Raw genomic sequence first — 13760 nt, 5'->3', positions numbered from 1 at the left:
GTATGGAGGCACGAAAGCAATATGTCCAGTACCACTGTCGCCGAGTTCGCGAACGAGCTCAAGAAGACTCCCGAAACCTTGCTTGACCAGCTCAAGAGCGCAGGCGTGCCCAAAGCGGCCGCCACCGATGCACTCACGGAGGCCGACAAGCAGCGCTTGCTCGGCTTCCTGAAGGCCAGCCACGGCACGGCCGAGCCCGAGCGCAAGAAGATCACGCTGACCAAGAAGTCGACCAGCGAGATCAAGCAGGCCGACGCCACCGGTCGCGCCCGCACCATCCAGGTCGAAGTGCGCAAGAAGCGCACCTTCATCCAGCGCGATGAAGGCCACCCGGCCACGGCCGAAGGCGCGCAGCAGCAGGCGGCCGAAACGTCCGCCGCACCGGCAGCACCCCAGATCGACGAAGCCGAACTGGCCCGCCGCGAGGAAGACGCACGCCGCCAGGCCGAGCTGATCCGCCGCCAGGAAGAAGAGCTGGCCGAGAAGCGTCGCCAGCGCGAAGAAACCGAAGCCCGCGAACGCGAGCAGGCCGAAAAGGCCGAGCGCGCCGAACAGGCCGAGCAGGAAGCTGCGCGCATCGCCGCCGAGAAGAAGGCCGCTGAAGCCGCCGCCGCTTCGGCCAAGGAAGCTGCGAAGCAGCCGGTGGCTGCCCCGGCCGCACCGGCCGCCGTGGCTGCTGCTGCTGCTGCTGCAGAGACCGCTGCCGTTGCCGAAAAGCAGGCTGCCGACACCAAGCTGGCCGCACAGAACGCCGCCACGCAAGCCAAGGAAGACGCCAAGGCCAAGGCCGCCGCCGAATCGAAGGCCCGTGCCGACGAAGAAGCCGCCCGCGCCAAGGACCTCGACGAGCGTCGCCGCAAGGCCCTGGCCGAAGCCGAAGCCATCCGCGCCATGATGAACGCACCGGCCCGCGTGCTGGTGCCGCACAAGGCGCCCGAGAAGCCGCAGCCTGAAAAGTCGACGGTCAAGGGAACGCTGCACAAGCCGGCCACGCCGCCGGGCCGCCCGGGCGCCCCTGCGGCCCCTGGCGCCGCAGCGCCTGCCGCTGCCGGTGCTGGCAAGGAAGTCAAGTCCGCCAAGCTCTCGTCGAGCTGGGCCGGCGATCCTGCCAAGAAGAAGGAAATCAAGACCCGCGGCGATGCCAGCGGGGGTGTCAGCCGCGGCAACTGGCGCGGAGGCCCGCGTGGCCGTCGCGGCAACGACCGTGGCGGTCATGACGAGCAGCACGCACCGGCCGCACCGGTCGAGGCGCGCGTGCTCGAAGTGCACGTGCCCGAGACCATCACGGTCGCCGAGCTCGCGCACAAGATGGCCGTGAAGGCGCAGGAAGTCATCAAGCAATTGATGAAGCTGGGCATGATGGCGACCATCAACCAGTCGCTCGACCAGGACACCGCGATGATCATCGTGGAGGAAATGGGCCACAACGCGGTGGTTGCCGCGCTGGACGACCCCGAAGCCTTCACCGACGAGGACGTGTCGGCGCAACAGGCCGAAGCCCTGCCGCGCGCACCGGTCGTGACCGTCATGGGTCACGTCGACCACGGCAAGACCTCGCTGCTGGACTACATCCGCCGCGCCAAGGTCGCCGCGGGCGAAGCCGGCGGCATCACGCAGCACATCGGTGCGTACCACGTCGAAACCGAACGCGGCATGGTGTCGTTCCTCGACACCCCGGGTCACGAGGCGTTCACCGCCATGCGTGCCCGCGGTGCGCAGGCCACCGACATCGTGATCCTGGTGGTGGCGGCCGACGACGGCGTCATGCCCCAGACCAAGGAAGCCATCAAGCACGCGAAGGCGGCGGGTGTGCCGATCGTGGTTGCGATCAACAAGGTGGACAAGCCCGACGCCAACCTGGACCGCGTGAAGCAGGAACTGGTGGCCGAAGAGGTCGTGCCCGAAGAGTACGGCGGCGACGTGCCGTTCGTGCCGGTGTCGGCCAAGACCGGCCAGGGCATCGACGACCTGCTCGAGCAGGTGCTGCTGCAGGCCGAAGTGCTGGAACTCAAGGCGCCGGTGGATGCCGCCGCCAAGGGCCTGGTCATCGAAGCGCAGCTGGACAAGGGCCGCGGCCCGGTCGCGACCGTGCTGGTTCAGTCCGGCACGCTCAAGACCGGCGACGTGGTGCTGGCCGGCTCGACCTATGGCCGCGTGCGCGCCATGCTGGACGAAGACGGCAAGGCCACCAAGTCGGCAGGTCCGTCGATCCCGGTCGAAATCCAGGGTCTGACCGAAGTGCCGCAGGCGGGCGACGAGTTCATGGTGATGGCCGACGAGCGCCGTGCGCGCGAAATCGCCACCTACCGCGCGGGCAAGTTCCGCAACACCAAGCTGGCCAAGGCGCAAGCCGCGAACCTGCAGAACATGTTCACCGACCTGTCGGCCGGCGAAGTGCAGACGCTGCGCATCATCATCAAGGCCGACGTGCAGGGCTCGCAGGAAGCACTGGCTCAGTCGCTGCTCAAGCTGGCGACCGAAGAAGTCAAGGTGCAGATCGTGTACGCCGGCGTCGGCGGCATCAGCGAAAGCGACATCAACCTCGCGATCGCGTCGAAGGCAGTGGTCATCGGCTTCAACGTGCGTGCCGATGCCGGTGCGCGCAAGCTGGCCGAAGGCAATGGCGTTCAGCTGAACTACTACAGCATCATTTACGACGCCGTCGACGAGATCAAGGTCGCGATGTCGGGCATGCTGGCACCGGAGCGCCGCGAAGAGATCATCGGCTCGGCCGAGATCCGCACGGTGTTCGTGGCCTCGAAGATCGGCACCGTGGCCGGCTCGTACGTCACTTCGGGCTCGGTCAACCGCAGCGCGCATTTCCGCCTGCTGCGCGACAACGTGGTGATCTACACCGGCGAAGTCGACTCGATCAAGCGCATGAAGGACGATGTCCGCGAAGTCCGCGAAGGTTTTGAGTGCGGTATCAAGCTCAAGAACTACAACGACATCAAGGAAGGCGATCAGCTCGAATTCTTCGAGATCAAGGAAATCGCCCGGACGCTGTAAGCGTTCGACGCGAAAGAGTCCATGCCGAAAAGAAAAGCAGCCGCACCCAACCGCGCGTTCAAGGTCGCCGACCAGATCCAGCGCGATCTGACGGAGCTGATCGCGCGCGAGTTGAAGGACCCGCGCGTGGGCATGGTCACGATCCAGGCGGTCGAGGTCACGCCCGACTATGCGCATGCGAAGGTCTTCTTCAGCCTGCTCACGGGCGACGTGGCCGAGACCACCGAAGCGCTGAACCAGGCCGCGGGCTTCCTGCGCAACGGCCTGTTCAAGCGCCTGCACATCCACACCGTGCCGACGCTGCACTTCCTGTTCGACCGCACCACCGAGCGTGCGGCCGACATGAATGCGCTCATCGCTCAGGCCGTTGCTTCGCGCTCGAAAGACGACTAGCGATGAACGCGCCACGCACACGGGTGCAGCGGCGCCCTGTGCATGGGGTGTTGCTGCTCGACAAGCCGCTGGGGTTTTCCAGCAACCAGGCCTTGCAAAAGGCCAAGTGGTTGCTGCGCGCCGAAAAAGCGGGCCACACCGGCACGCTCGATCCGCTCGCCACAGGCGTGCTGCCGCTGTGTTTCGGCGCCGCCACCAAATTCAGCCAACTGCACTTGGACGCCGACAAGACCTACGAGGCGGTCGCGCGCTTGGGCGTCAAGACCGCCACCGGTGACGCCGAGGGCGAGGTGATCGCCGAACGGCCGGTGCAGGTGTCGCCAGAAGACCTGGCCCGCGTCCAGGCCCGATTCACCGGCCCGATTCGCCAGGTGCCGCCGATGCACAGCGCACTCAAGAAAGACGGCAAGGCGCTGTACGAGTACGCGCGCGAAGGCATCGAGATCGAGCGCGCGCCGCGCGACGTCGTCATTCACCAGCTCGCGCTGACCCGGCTGGATGACACCAGCATCCGCATTGTGGCGAGCGTGAGCAAGGGCACCTACATCCGCACGTTGGGCGAGGACATCGGCGAGGCCCTCGGGTGCGGCGCGCACCTGACCTCGCTGCGCCGCACGGCCACGGGCGGTTTCGGTCAGGCGCAGTGCGTCACCATCGAAGCGCTCGAAGCCATGACCGAAGACGAGCGCCTGGCACGCCTGTTGCCTCCCGAAGCGCTGGTCGACGGCCACAGCCGCGTCACGCTCGCGGCCGAAGATGCCGCACGTTTTCTCTCGGGCCTGCGCCGCCGCGGCGGCTGGGCCGATGCCGAGGCGGTGGCCGTGTTCGGCACCGACCCGCAGGCGTTCCTGGGCACCGCCCACGTGAGCGCCGGCGAACTGATCCCGGGGCGCTTGCTGAACCCCATCGAAATTCAGCAAATTCTTTTGAACGCACCACAGACCGAAGCGACACCATGAGTACCAAGCAAATCCGCAATATCGCCATCATTGCCCACGTGGACCATGGCAAGACCACCATGGTCGACCAGCTGCTGCGCCAGTCGGGCACCTTCGCCGAGCACGAGAAGGTCGTCGACACGGTGATGGACAACAACGCGATCGAAAAGGAACGTGGCATCACGATCCTGGCCAAGAACTGCGCCGTGACCTGGGAAGGCACGCACATCAACATCGTCGACACCCCGGGCCACGCGGACTTCGGCGGTGAAGTGGAACGCGCACTGTCGATGGTCGACGGCGTGGTGCTGCTGATCGACGCGCAGGAAGGCCCGATGCCCCAGACGCGCTTCGTGACCAAGAAGGCGCTGGCCCTGGGCCTGAAGCCGATCCTGGTCGTGAACAAGGTCGACAAGCCCGGTGCGAACCCCGACAAGGTGGTCAACGCCGCCTTCGACCTGTTCGACAAGCTCGGCGCGACCGACGAACAGCTCGACTTCCCCGTGGTGTACGCCTCGGGCATCAACGGCTGGTCATCGCTCGAAGAAGGCGCTCCCGGCGAACAGTGGGGCCCCGACATGTCGGCCCTGTTCAACACCATCCTGAAGCACGTGCCGTCGCAAAAGGGTGACCCGAACGCACCGCTGCAGCTGCAGATTTCCGCGCTCGACTTCTCGACCTTCGTGGGCCGCATCGGCGTGGGCCGCATCAGCCAGGGCACGCTCAAGCCCATGACCGACGTGCTGGTCATGGAAGGTCCAGACGGCAAGACCGTCAAGGGCCGCGTCAACCAGGTGCTGACCTTCCAGGGCCTGGACCGCGTGCAATCGACCGAAGCCGGCCCCGGTGAAATCGTGCTGATCAACGGCATCGCCGACATCGGCATCGGCGTCACTGTGACCGACAAGGACAAGCCTGCGCCGCTGCCCATGCTCAAGGTCGACGAGCCGACCCTGACCATGAACTTCTGCGTGAACACCAGCCCGCTGGCCGGCCGCGAAGGCAAGTTCGTGACCAGCCGCCAGATCTGGGACCGCCTGCAAAAGGAGCTGCAGCACAACGTGGCACTGCGCGTGAGCGAGACCGACGAAGAAGGCATCTTCGAAGTCATGGGCCGCGGCGAACTGCACCTGACCATCCTGCTGGAAAACATGCGCCGCGAAGGCTATGAAATGGCCGTGTCCAAGCCGCGCGTGGTGTTCCGCACCGTGAACGGCGAGAAGCACGAGCCCATCGAATTGGTCACGGCCGACATCGAGGAAACCCACCAGGGTGGCGTGATGCAGGCGTTGGGCGAACGCAAGGGCGAGCTGGTCAACATGGAACCGGACGGCCGTGGCCGCGTGCGCCTGGAGTACCGCATTCCGGCGCGTGGCCTGATCGGCTTCACGAACGAATTCCTGAACCTGACGCGCGGCTCGGGCCTCATCAGCAACATCTTCGACAGCTACGAAGCCCACAAGGGCGAGATCGGCAGCCGCAAGAATGGCGTGCTGATCTCGATGGACGACGGTGAAATCTTCACCTACGCGCTGGGCAAGCTGGACGACCGCGGCCGCATGTTCGTGAAGGCGAACGATCCGGTGTACGAAGGCATGATCGTCGGCATCCACAGCCGCGACAACGACCTGGTCGTGAATGCCACGCGAACCAAGCAGCTGACCAACTTCCGCGTGAGCGGCAAGGAAGACGCGATCAAGATCACGCCCCCGATCGACCTCACGCTGGAATACGGCGTCGAGTTCATCGAGGACGACGAGCTGGTCGAAATCACGCCCAAGAGCGTTCGCCTGCGCAAGCGTTTCCTGAAGGAAAGCGACCGCAAGCGCGCCGGCCGCGACACGTCGAACGGCTGATCGCCTTCGATCGGCCATGCGCCTGACGCACGGCGCCGCTGTCGGGCTGATGGTCGTCGTGACCCTCATGTGGGGCACGGCGGGCGTCGTCACGCGGCACCTGGCGCAGGCGCACAGTTTCGAGATCACCTTCTGGCGCAGCCTCTTCACGATGCTGGCGCTGCTGGTGATCTTGCCGCTTTGGCGGGGGCGGGCGGTGTTCTCGCAGCTGCGCCGCGGCGGGCACTCGCTCTGGATCTCGGGCGTCTGCTGGGCCGTGATGTTCACGGCCTTCATGGTGGCACTGACCCTCACCTCCACCGCGAGCGTGCTGGTCACGATGTCGCTCGGGCCGCTGTTCACCGCACTGGCCGCGCGCCTCTTCATCGGGCACCGGTTGCCCGCACGCACCTGGGCGGCCATCGTGGTCGCCGGGCTGGGCATCGGCTGGATGTACGGCACGCAGCTGCTGGGCGGTGGCGGTGGGTCGCTCGTCGGCACGCTGGTGGCGCTGTGCGTGCCGCTGGCCGGCGCGACGCAATGGACCGTGGTCCAGCATGCGCACGCCAAGGGGCAGGATGTCGACCTGGTGCCCGCGGTGCTGATCGGCGCGACCCTCTCCGCACTCGTCACCTTGCCGCTGGCCTGGCCGTTCCATGCCGGCCCCCATGACCTGGGCCTGCTGGCCTTCCTGGGTGTTTTTCAGCTGGCGATTCCCTGCGTGCTCTCGGTGCTGTGCGCACAGGTGCTCAAGGCGCCCGAGGTGGCGTTGTTGGCGCTGCTCGAGGTGATCTTCGGTATCGCGCTGGCTTGGCTGGGTGCCGGCGAGACGCCCGCGGCGAGTGTGCTGACCGGCGGCGTGCTCGTGATCGGGGCGCTGGTGTTCAACGAGCTGCTCGCGCTGCGCGGACGCCGCACCACGCTGGCGGACAGCGCGCTGCCGGGCGCGCACTGACCCTTCGCCGCCCTCAGCGGCCGAAGAGGTGCCAGCCGATCACGATCACGACGGCCACCACGATCATTCCGAAGTTGCGCCAGCTGGCTTGTTGGCTGCGCGCGAACTCTTTGAGCATGTCGGCCGTCTCCTGCTCGTCGGCGGCGACGATCGCCTGGGCCTCGTCGAGGATGCGCCGATGGTCGGCTGCCGTCGCAAAGGCCGGCTCGGCGGCGACACGGGTGCGGAGCGCTTCGAACGGTTCCGTGTCGAGCAGGCCGTCGGTCACCAGCCAGCCCAGCGTGGGGCCCAGGGCGGCGGGCGCGCCGGTCAGAGGCGCGGCACGCAGCGCCAGGTCGCGGGTCTCGGTGTCGATCAGTCCTTCGTTGAACAGCGCGATCACGGCCTCGTGCGTGATGCCGGTCTTGCCGAGGTCCAGCAGGTCGTCCGCGTTGTAGGCGATGTCTTCCGCTTCGGTGAACGCCGTGACGGCCGGCGAGGCGGCTTCGAGGCGTTCCACCGCTGCATCCAGTTCTTCCTCGGCGATCAGATTCTTGAGGCGCATCCAGGCCAGTGCATGCGCGGGGCCGGGAATCGGTGGCAGGGCTGTGGCCTCGGGGTGTGCGAGCGCGGCATCGTGCTGCGCGTCGGTGATGAGGCCGTGAGACACAAGCGCGTGGAAGGCATCCGGGGTGGTGTCGGCAAAAGTCATCGGGCCATTCTGCCGTGCACCATGAAAAAAGCCCCGGCGGATGCCGAGGCTTTCGTGGGTGGCGGCGCCGGTCAGGCCGGCGCCATCACATCGACCGCATCAGGGACGGGCAACCTTCCAGGCACCGTTGGCCACGCCGTCACCGGTCTTGTCGCCGGCCTTGGTGTCCTTGGCCCAGTAGTACAGCGGCCAGCCCTTGTAGGCCCACTGCTTCTTGCCGTCTTCACGCACGATGATGGTGTAGCCGCCCATGGGCTTGGCGGCGTCGGCCACGGCGAGCGGCGGCCAGTTGGTGGCGCATTGGCCGTTGCAGGCGGAGGTCCCGGCATTGGCGGTGTCGCGGGCGAAGGTGTAGAGCGTCATGCCGTTCGGGCCGACCAGCACGCCGTCGGCGGTGCGGGTGGGCGTGTCGGGCGCTCCAGCGGTCTTGGTGGACATGCCGCCGCAGCCGGCGAGCAAAGCCGCTGCGAGGATCGAGGCGCTGAGCAATTTCATGCAGTTTCTCCTTCAGTTGAAAAATCAATCGCGAAAACAAGCCAGGTGAATGCGCGAACCGGCAGTTTATGCCGTCGCTACGATAACTCGCGGTAGGCCAGGGTCGCGAGTCTCAGTAGCGCATCGCGCGGCAGGCGACCGGCCACGGCATAGCCGAAACCCCGGTCGATCCAGTAGAAGCTCGGCACGGCGCCGTCCGAAGCAAAACGGAAGGCGGTTTCGCGCGAGGCAGCGGTGTCCGCGGCCTGCGCGTCGAGCGTGCCGATGTACAGCGTGATGCGTTCACCCGCTGCGTCCTCGAACATGAACTGGGCGCGCGCGCCGGTTTCGCCGGGCAGCAGGCGTCCGCCGACCAGCGTGTAGCCGAGCGAGGACAGATCGGGCACCTTGAGCGGGTGGTCGAGGCGCTTGGACAGCCACTGCACCAGGTGCTGCTGCTCGGTGGCGGCCACTTCGACGGGGTGCCGTTTCTCAGGGGTGTAGACGACGTGGGCCACCGAGGCATCGCGCACGAACTCGCGCACAGCCGGTGCGCGCGCCAGGGAGGCCCCGGCCGCCTGCGACGCGCCCGACCACTGGGCATTGCCGAGCCAGCCGGCCGCGAAGGCGACCAGCAGGCCGGCGGCCATGCCGCCCCAGCGCAGCCAGGGGGCCGAGCGACCAGCCTCGGCACGGCGCCGCTCGAGCACGCCCATCAGCGGCGCAGGCACGGGTTCGTCGAGCAGGCCGCCGTGGAGGCGGCGCAACGCGTCGCGCTGGGCATGCCAGGCCGCCACGCGGGCCGCCACGGCCGGATCGCGCGCCAGCGCATCCTCGACCGCCTCGCGGCGTTCGGGCGGCAATTGGCCGTCGACCCAGGCGTGCAGCTCGTCGTCGGTGGGGGGCAGGGGGGGGCGGTTCATGGCGGGTTGCTTCACGTCACTTGAGGCGGCGCAGGCCGGGGCGGTTGGACGCGGCGGCGCCGTCCATCAGTTCCTGCAGGCGAAGGCGGGCGCGCGAGAGGCGCGACATCACGGTGCCGATCGGAATGCCGAGCACCTTCGCCACCTCGGCGTAGGACAGGTCTTCGAGCGTCACCAGCAGCAGCACGGCGCGTTGCTCCTCGGGCAGTTGCATCAGGCAGCGCTGCAGGTCGAGGCCGAGGCTCGGGTCGGCGCCGCCTTGCAGTTGTTCGGGCGCTACCTCCTCCAGCGGCACGACCGCATGCGGTGGCGGCCGACGCCGCACCTGGCTGGCGAAGAGGTTGTGCATGACCGTGAAGAGCCAGGCGCGCAGGTCGGTGCCCACCACCCAGAGCCGCCACTTGCCGCAGGCGCGCTCGAGCGTGTCCTGCACCAGGTCGTCGGCCGCCCAGGCATTGCCCGTGAGCGCACGCGCATAGCGGCGCAGGCTCGGGATGTGCTCGACCAGCAGGCGGGCGTCCATGGGTAGGCCGTGAGCCTGTCCGTGTCAGGGCTTGGCGGTTTTCCAGGTGCCGTTGACGCCGTCGCCGGTCTTGTCGCCCGGCTTGGTGTCCTTCACCCAGTAGTACAGCGGCCAGCCCTTGGCGGCCCATTGCTTCTTGCCGTCGTCGCGCGTGACGATGGTGAAGTCGCCGCTCGGCTTGTCGCTGTCGGCTGCCATGAAGGGTGGCCAGTTGGTGGCACAGCCGCCGTTGCAGGCCGACTTGCCGCTGCCGGCCGTGTCCTTGTCGAAGGTGTAGAGCGTCATGCCGTTCGCACCGACCAGCGCGCCATCGGCGGCCTTGGGCTGGGCGAACGCGGGGAGGGCGAGCAGACTGCCGAGCAGTGCGGCGGCGATGCCGACGGAGGACATGCGGATAGGTGACATGGAAAGACTCCTGGGTTGATGGCATCGACGATCGATGACACCGCACAAACGCCCGCAGAGCGCGTTTTATTCCATGCCGCCCAAAAAAGAAAAATCAGCGATTGCGGCTCTTCATCGCGCGCTCGACTTCGCGCTTGCCTTCGCGGTCCTTGATGGTGTCGCGCTTGTCGTGCTCGGCTTTGCCCTTGGCGAGCGCGATCTCGCACTTCACCTTGCCGGCCTTCCAGTGCAGGTTCAGCGGCACCAGCGTGTAGCCCTTTTGCTCGACCTTGCCGACGAGGCGCTTGATCTCTTCCTTGTGCAGCAGCAACTTCTTGGTGCGGACCGAATCGGGATTGACGTGCGTCGAGGCGCTCTTGAGCGGGTTGATCTGGCAGCCGACCACGAACAGCTCGCCGTCGCGGATCACCACGTAGCCGTCGGTCAGCTGCACCTTGCCTTCGCGCAGCGACTTGACTTCCCAGCCCTCGAGGACCATGCCGGCCTCGAAGCGTTCTTCGAAGAAATAGTTGTAGGCGGCCTTCTTGTTGTCGGCGATGCGGGAGGAGGTGTCTTGTTTCTTGGTGGCCATGGCTCGAGAAGTTGGGGGCGCATGGCTTCAATACAATCCGTCGCGCACGCTGTGCCGATTCTATGAAAACAGTCCACAAGTCCGTCCTCATCTGGTACAGCGCCGAAGAAATGTACGCGCTCGTCACCGATGTGGCGAAGTACCCGCAGTTCCTGCCCTGGTGCGACAAGTCGCGCGTCATCGAGCAGGACGAGGGCGGCATGACCGCCGAAGTCGGCCTGGCCTTCGCCGGGCTGCACCAGAGTTTCACCACCCGCAACACGCACATCGCGGGCCGCGAGGTGCAGCTGAAGCTGGTCGACGGGCCGTTCTCCAACCTCGACGGCACCTGGAAATTCCACCCCGTGGGCGAACAGGGCGAACGCGCCTGCCGCGTCGAGCTGCAGATGAGCTACGGCTTCAGCAACTTCGCGCTGCAGGCCCTGGTGGGGCCGGTGTTCGACACCATCGCCTCGAGCTTGGTCGAGGCCTTCGTCAAGCGCGCCGAACAGGTCTACGGCGAAGGCTGATGGCCGATCGCCGCATCGAGGTCACGCTGAGCTGTTCGCCGGCGGCGCGCGAGGTGTTCGAGCAGGTCCTGCAGCTCGCGCCCGGCACCGCGGTGGCCGAGGCGGTGAAGGCCAGCGAGCTCATGCAGCGCTTTCCCGACCTGGACTGGCGGCATGCCATGACGCCGGGCATCTGGGGCCGGGCGGTGGCGTGGGAGCAGCCGTTGAAGGACGGCGACCGCATCGAGCTGTGCCGTCCGCTCACGGTCGATCCGAAGGTGGCGCGCCGTGAACGCTTCCAGCGCCAGGGGGCGCGCGGCACGGGCCTGTTCGCGAACAAGCGCAAGGGCGGCAAGGACGGCTACTGAGCGGCCGTCGCGGGCTTACTTGCAGTCGCTGTCGATGACCGACTGAACCCGCTTCTGCTCGGCAGCGCGCGCAGCGTCGTCCATGATTTCGCGCTCGCCCTTGGCGTTGACCTTGGCGAGGCGGATGCCACTGTCGATCGTGGCTTTGCCTTCACGGGCACGGGCGCAACTCTCGGCCTTGGCCTTGGCGATCTTTGCCGCTTCAGCCGCTTCCTTGGCCTTCTGCTCAGCCTCGGCCTTCTTGGTCTTTTCCTCGAGTTCCTTGTCCACGCCCGTGGGCTTGGGCGGCGGCGCGGCCTTGGGGGCTGCGGCCGTGTCGCTGCTTCCCTCCGGGACCGGCGCGGCCGGGGCGGGCGCACGGGCCGACGGCGAGGGGCCGGCGCGTCGCAGGATGTTCTTCTCGGGGATGTCGGTGGGCGGCGGCTGGTCGCTGAAGACCTTCTTGCCGCTGTTGTCGACCCATTGCCATTGCGCGCTCGCCGAGAGCGGCAGCGCGCACGCGCAACCCAGTACCAGCCAATGCAGGAGATTCATGCGCGGAGTTTAGCCGGGCCTTACTTTTTGCAACATCCGGAATAGGCGGTTTTGCAACGGTCAAAAAGAACCCGCGCCGGCGAAGCGGGCGAGGGCCTCGTTACAATCCGACTTTTGGAGCCTCACCCATGCGCCTTCTCGGCAAAGCGCTCACCTTCGACGACGTGTTGTTGGTGCCAGCATTCTCCCAAGTCCTGCCCAAGGACACGTCTCTCGCCACCAAGTTCTCCCGCAACATCACGCTGAACCTGCCGCTCGTCTCGGCGGCCATGGACACCGTGACCGAAGCCCGCCTCGCGATCGCCATCGCGCAAGAGGGTGGCATCGGCATCGTGCACAAGAACCTCACCGCGCAGCAGCAGGCCGCCGAAGTGGCCCGCGTCAAGCGCTACGAGTCGGGCGTGTTGCGCGACCCGGTGGTGATCACGCCGACGCACTCCGTGCGCCAGGTGATGGCACTGTCCGACCAGCTCGGCATCTCGGGCTTCCCGGTGATCGACGGCGGCAAGGTCGTCGGCATCGTCACGGGGCGCGACCTGCGCTTCGAGAACCGCTACGACGTGCCCGTCAGCGAAATCATGACGCAGCGCGACCGGCTCATCACCGTGCCCGACGGCACCACGCTGGCCGAAGCCAAGGCGCTGCTGAACAAGCACAAGCTTGAGCGCCTGCTGGTCATCAACGGCGACTGGGAGCTCAAGGGCCTCATCACCGTCAAGGACATCACCAAGCAGACCAGCTTCCCCAATGCCGCACGCGACGCCAACGGCCGCCTGCGCGTGGGCGCGGCGGTCGGCGTGGGTGACGGCACCGAAGAGCGCGTCGAAGCCCTGGTGAAGGCCGGCGTCGATGCCATCGTGGTTGACACCGCCCACGGCCACAGCGCCGGCGTGATCGAGCGCGTGCGCTGGGTCAAGAAGAACTATCCGCAGGTCGACGTCATCGGCGGCAACATCGCCACCGGCGACGCCGCGCGTGCGCTGGCCGACGCCGGCGCCGACGCCGTCAAGGTCGGTATCGGCCCCGGCTCCATCTGCACCACCCGCATCGTCGCCGGCGTGGGCGTGCCGCAGATCATGGCGGTCGACAGCGTCGCCACCGCGCTGCAGGGCACGGGCATTCCGCTGATCTCCGACGGCGGCGTGCGCTACTCGGGCGACATCGCCAAGGCCATTGCGGCCGGCGCCAGCACCGTGATGATGGGCAGCATGTTCGCCGGCACCGAAGAGGCGCCGGGCGAAATCGTGCTGTACCAGGGCCGCAGCTACAAGAGCTACCGCGGCATGGGCTCCATCGGCGCGATGCAGCAGGGCAGTGCCGACCGGTACTTCCAGGAATCGACCACCGGCAACCCCAACACCGACAAGCTCGTGCCTGAAGGCATCGAAGGCCGCGTGCCCTACAAGGGTTCGATCGTCTCCATCGTCTACCAGATGGCCGGCGGCGTGCGGGCCAGCATGGGCTACTGCGGCTGCGCGACCATCGAGGACATGCAGAACAAGGCCGAGTTCGTCGAGATCACCACGGCCGGCATCCGTGAGAGCCACGTCCACGACGTGCAGATCACGAAGGAAGCCCCGAACTACCGCGCCGAGTAAGCCCAATCTGGCCAGACATTGAAAGTCAGGCCAGACTCGGCTTAAAATTTGGGCC

General features: G+C 67.0%; 15 protein-coding genes. 8 read left to right on the top strand and 7 right to left on the bottom strand.

All coding sequences use genetic code 11. The annotated features are described in order from the left end of the window. The first annotated feature begins 21 nt into the window (after window positions 1-21). From infB to AC1RL8_RS02820, 5 genes are read left to right on the top strand one after another with little or no spacing between them, the layout of a single operon-like run. On the top strand, window positions 22-3009 hold the full coding sequence (infB, locus tag AC1RL8_RS02840) for a translation initiation factor IF-2 (RefSeq protein WP_062479820.1): 2988 nt from the start codon (window positions 22-24) through the stop codon (window positions 3007-3009). Window positions 3010-3030: 21 nt separating this feature from the next. Continuing rightward, window positions 3031-3402: a 30S ribosome-binding factor RbfA gene (rbfA, locus tag AC1RL8_RS02835; protein ID WP_070060772.1), complete on the top strand. Its 372-nt coding sequence runs from the start codon at window positions 3031-3033 to the stop codon at window positions 3400-3402. Window positions 3403-3404: 2 nt separating this feature from the next. Then, the gene (gene truB, locus AC1RL8_RS02830) at window positions 3405-4361 is read left to right on the top strand and encodes a tRNA pseudouridine(55) synthase TruB (protein ID WP_492687156.1); all 957 of its coding nucleotides are present in this window, start codon (window positions 3405-3407) and stop codon (window positions 4359-4361) included. Then, window positions 4358-6196 carry a translational GTPase TypA gene (gene typA / locus AC1RL8_RS02825; protein ID WP_095745387.1) on the top strand — a complete coding sequence of 613 codons (1839 nt, stop codon included), beginning with the start codon at window positions 4358-4360 and terminating at the stop codon, window positions 6194-6196. Before truB ends, typA begins: the two co-directional genes overlap by 4 nt. Window positions 6197-6212: 16 nt before the next feature. Next, window positions 6213-7130, top strand: coding sequence for a DMT family transporter (locus AC1RL8_RS02820; protein WP_492687155.1), 918 nt, complete (start codon window positions 6213-6215; stop codon window positions 7128-7130). A 13-nt stretch (window positions 7131-7143) separates the two neighbouring features. Here the strand turns inward: AC1RL8_RS02820 and AC1RL8_RS02815 are convergent, their stop codons facing one another. The 6 genes from AC1RL8_RS02815 to smpB all read right to left on the bottom strand — a co-directional run bounded on the left by AC1RL8_RS02815 (window position 7144) and on the right by smpB (window position 10717). Next, window positions 7144-7821: a hypothetical protein gene (locus tag AC1RL8_RS02815; RefSeq protein WP_492687154.1), complete on the bottom strand. Its 678-nt coding sequence runs from the start codon at window positions 7819-7821 to the stop codon at window positions 7144-7146. A gap of 99 nt (window positions 7822-7920) precedes the next feature. Next, entirely contained in the window at window positions 7921-8316 is a 396-nt protein-coding gene (locus tag AC1RL8_RS02810; protein ID WP_062479812.1) for a COG4315 family predicted lipoprotein, read from the bottom strand. Between the two features lie 77 nt (window positions 8317-8393). Then, window positions 8394-9218, bottom strand: a complete 825-nt coding sequence (locus tag AC1RL8_RS02805; protein ID WP_492687153.1) for an anti-sigma factor family protein — start codon at window positions 9216-9218, stop codon at window positions 8394-8396. Between the two features lie 16 nt (window positions 9219-9234). Beyond that, the gene (locus AC1RL8_RS02800) at window positions 9235-9741 is read right to left on the bottom strand and encodes a sigma-70 family RNA polymerase sigma factor (RefSeq protein WP_492687152.1); all 507 of its coding nucleotides are present in this window, start codon (window positions 9739-9741) and stop codon (window positions 9235-9237) included. Between the two features lie 24 nt (window positions 9742-9765). Further along, entirely contained in the window at window positions 9766-10146 is a 381-nt protein-coding gene (locus AC1RL8_RS02795) for a COG4315 family predicted lipoprotein (protein ID WP_070060766.1), read from the bottom strand. 94 nt (window positions 10147-10240) lie between these two features. Then, window positions 10241-10717, bottom strand: a complete 477-nt coding sequence (gene smpB, locus AC1RL8_RS02790) for an SsrA-binding protein SmpB (RefSeq protein ID WP_062477854.1) — start codon at window positions 10715-10717, stop codon at window positions 10241-10243. Window positions 10718-10779: 62 nt separating this feature from the next. Here smpB and AC1RL8_RS02785 point away from each other — a divergent pair, with 62 nt between their 5' ends. Both AC1RL8_RS02785 and AC1RL8_RS02780 read left to right on the top strand, forming a co-directional pair. Beyond that, a complete protein-coding gene (locus AC1RL8_RS02785; protein WP_062477851.1) occupies window positions 10780-11226 on the top strand; it encodes a type II toxin-antitoxin system RatA family toxin in 447 nt (148 codons plus the stop codon). Continuing rightward, window positions 11226-11573, top strand: coding sequence for an RnfH family protein (locus tag AC1RL8_RS02780; protein WP_492687151.1), 348 nt, complete (start codon window positions 11226-11228; stop codon window positions 11571-11573). Before AC1RL8_RS02785 ends, AC1RL8_RS02780 begins: the two co-directional genes overlap by 1 nt. A gap of 15 nt (window positions 11574-11588) precedes the next feature. Here AC1RL8_RS02780 and AC1RL8_RS02775 read toward each other — a convergent pair whose 3' ends face one another. Continuing rightward, window positions 11589-12107 carry a DUF4124 domain-containing protein gene (locus AC1RL8_RS02775; protein ID WP_492687150.1) on the bottom strand — a complete coding sequence of 173 codons (519 nt, stop codon included), beginning with the start codon at window positions 12105-12107 and terminating at the stop codon, window positions 11589-11591. Between the two features lie 128 nt (window positions 12108-12235). Between AC1RL8_RS02775 and guaB the strand changes: the two genes are divergently transcribed. Next, the gene (guaB, locus tag AC1RL8_RS02770) at window positions 12236-13705 is read left to right on the top strand and encodes an IMP dehydrogenase (protein ID WP_062477841.1); all 1470 of its coding nucleotides are present in this window, start codon (window positions 12236-12238) and stop codon (window positions 13703-13705) included. Window positions 13706-13760 lie beyond the last annotated feature (55 nt).

Source organism: Variovorax sp. GW822-FHT04E09 (assembly GCF_058800845.1).
This window is presented reverse-complemented; position numbering and strand designations above follow the sequence as displayed.

Coding starts and splice junctions, on each gene's coding strand:
- infB (WP_062479820.1), top strand. CDS start 22: ATGTCCAGTACCACTGTCGCCGAGTTCGCGAACGAGCTCAAGAAGACT.
- rbfA (WP_070060772.1), top strand. CDS start 3,031: ATGCCGAAAAGAAAAGCAGCCGCACCCAACCGCGCGTTCAAGGTCGCC.
- truB (WP_492687156.1), top strand. CDS start 3,405: ATGAACGCGCCACGCACACGGGTGCAGCGGCGCCCTGTGCATGGGGTG.
- typA (WP_095745387.1), top strand. CDS start 4,358: ATGAGTACCAAGCAAATCCGCAATATCGCCATCATTGCCCACGTGGAC.
- AC1RL8_RS02820 (WP_492687155.1), top strand. CDS start 6,213: ATGCGCCTGACGCACGGCGCCGCTGTCGGGCTGATGGTCGTCGTGACC.
- AC1RL8_RS02815 (WP_492687154.1), bottom strand. CDS start 7,821: ATGACTTTTGCCGACACCACCCCGGATGCCTTCCACGCGCTTGTGTCT.
- AC1RL8_RS02810 (WP_062479812.1), bottom strand. CDS start 8,316: ATGAAATTGCTCAGCGCCTCGATCCTCGCAGCGGCTTTGCTCGCCGGC.
- AC1RL8_RS02805 (WP_492687153.1), bottom strand. CDS start 9,218: ATGAACCGCCCCCCCCTGCCCCCCACCGACGACGAGCTGCACGCCTGG.
- AC1RL8_RS02800 (WP_492687152.1), bottom strand. CDS start 9,741: ATGGACGCCCGCCTGCTGGTCGAGCACATCCCGAGCCTGCGCCGCTAT.
- AC1RL8_RS02795 (WP_070060766.1), bottom strand. CDS start 10,146: ATGTCACCTATCCGCATGTCCTCCGTCGGCATCGCCGCCGCACTGCTC.
- smpB (WP_062477854.1), bottom strand. CDS start 10,717: ATGGCCACCAAGAAACAAGACACCTCCTCCCGCATCGCCGACAACAAG.
- AC1RL8_RS02785 (WP_062477851.1), top strand. CDS start 10,780: ATGAAAACAGTCCACAAGTCCGTCCTCATCTGGTACAGCGCCGAAGAA.
- AC1RL8_RS02780 (WP_492687151.1), top strand. CDS start 11,226: ATGGCCGATCGCCGCATCGAGGTCACGCTGAGCTGTTCGCCGGCGGCG.
- AC1RL8_RS02775 (WP_492687150.1), bottom strand. CDS start 12,107: ATGAATCTCCTGCATTGGCTGGTACTGGGTTGCGCGTGCGCGCTGCCG.
- guaB (WP_062477841.1), top strand. CDS start 12,236: ATGCGCCTTCTCGGCAAAGCGCTCACCTTCGACGACGTGTTGTTGGTG.